2 protein-coding genes are annotated in these 1,648 nt (G+C 62.5%); both read right to left on the minus strand.

Annotated elements, in window-relative coordinates:
* On the minus strand, nucleotides 1-568 hold a 568-nt coding region (locus GXY33_20290), incomplete at its 3' end, for a hypothetical protein (protein ID NLX07488.1).
* 36 nt (nucleotides 569-604) lie between these two features.
* The gene (locus GXY33_20295; GenBank protein ID NLX07489.1) at nucleotides 605-1,363 is read right to left on the minus strand and encodes a hypothetical protein; all 759 of its coding nucleotides are present in this window, start codon (nucleotides 1,361-1,363) and stop codon (nucleotides 605-607) included.
* Between the last annotated feature and the right edge of the window lie 285 nt (nucleotides 1,364-1,648).

A 1,648-nucleotide genomic window follows, 5' to 3' on the forward strand; every position in this document is an offset into this window, starting at 1 on the left:
CCACGACCATGGGGCCGCGAGTGTATTGCCAGTTGAAGTAGCTCCTGTCCGTGAAGATCCTGCTCTCCTCGTCAAACCCTCTCTCACGCAGTGCTGCTCGCAGCTTCTCCGTCCGCCAGGTGCAGGTGGGGGAGTTGCCCACCCCGAACTCGGCGTCGGGGCGGTAAGGATGAAATGACATTCGTACATCGTCTTCCGTGTACTTCTTCAGATCGAATGCATAGCTCCAACCCGCCGTGGTATCTCCAATTACCAGGTCGGAGAACATTTCCCCAGGCCGCTTCTGGAGCTTGAGTCCGATCGCCCGCTCGATGTTCTCCTGGTTCAGATCCTCGCGCCGCTCGATCGCATCGATCATCGCCAGCAGCTTGTCCCAGACCTGCTCGGGCGTCAGCACTGGGCCGCGCGGCAAGCGAGAGTCCGGCTCGGAGGTCGCCGCTGTCTCGGCCGGGGGCGAGCCCATTCTGTCTGGCGCCGGGCCAGTGCCGGCAGCAGCGACGGGCAATCCGCTGCAGCCCGCCAGCAGCAGGCACCCCGTCAACGTCAGCGCCGATACACGCAATTCCATTCCCCGATTCCCATCCTTGGCCGTCGAGATTCTCTATCACGTTGCGATTGGACTTTCCATGGATGTCGCGGTGGTACAGGCGTATGGCACCGGCATGAAGTCGGCCGAGTACCTGTCCATCCATGTTGCGTCCTTGTAGAATTCCGGTCTCACGAACGACACCAGAACAGAATCGACGCAGGTGCTGTTGTAGTCGAGATGTTCTTGATCGAAGTAGTAACGCACACGAACAACCATGGCGCCGCGGGTGTACTGCCAGTTGAAGTAGTTCCTGCCTCTTACGGTTCTATTAGCTTCTTCAAACCCTCTCTCACGCAGTGCCGCTCGCAGTTTCTCCGTCCGCCAGGTGCAGGTGGGGGAGTTGCCGACCCCGAACGCTGCATCCGGACGGAAGGGGCGAACTGCCATCCGGACATCGTCTTCTGTGTACTGACTCAGGTCGAACACATAGCTCCAGCCGGCCGTGGTATCTCCGACCAACCGGTCGGAGAACGCCTCGCCAGGCCGCTTGTAGAGCTTGAGCCCGATCGCCCGCTCGATGTTCTCCCGGTTCAGATCCTCGCGCTGCCCGATCGCATCGATCATCGCCAGCAGCTTGTCCCAGACCTGCTCGGGCGTCAGTACCGGGCCGCGCGGCAACGGGGGCTCGGGTTCGGAGGCCGCCGCTGCCCCGGTTTTGCCCGGCTGCAACTCCTCTGGCGCCGGACTGATCGCGGCAGCGGCGACGGACGTTCCACTGCAGCCCGCCATTAGCAGGCACCCCGTCAACGTCAGCGCAGATATACGCAGCTTCATTCCCCGACTCCCTTCCGTGGCCGTCGGGATCGTTCTATCACGTTGCGATCGGATCCTCCATGGACGTCGCTCCCTTGTCTGTGCGGTTGTCCTATGTCGCCGACCGCGCCCTCTCCGCTCGGCGTTCGCGCGACGGGCCTTGGCGTCCGTGACAGGACACGCCTACCGCACAGGCGTATCGTCGCCTCCTGTCCCGACGAGGCGAGTTCCCATGAGCAGCAGCGAACTTGTGTTCCACACCAACCCGATGTCGCGCGGCCGGATCGTGCGGTGGATGCTGGAAGA

The sequence above is a fragment of the Phycisphaerae bacterium genome, assembly GCA_012729815.1.
GTDB lineage: Bacteria > Planctomycetota > Phycisphaerae > JAAYCJ01 > JAAYCJ01 > JAAYCJ01.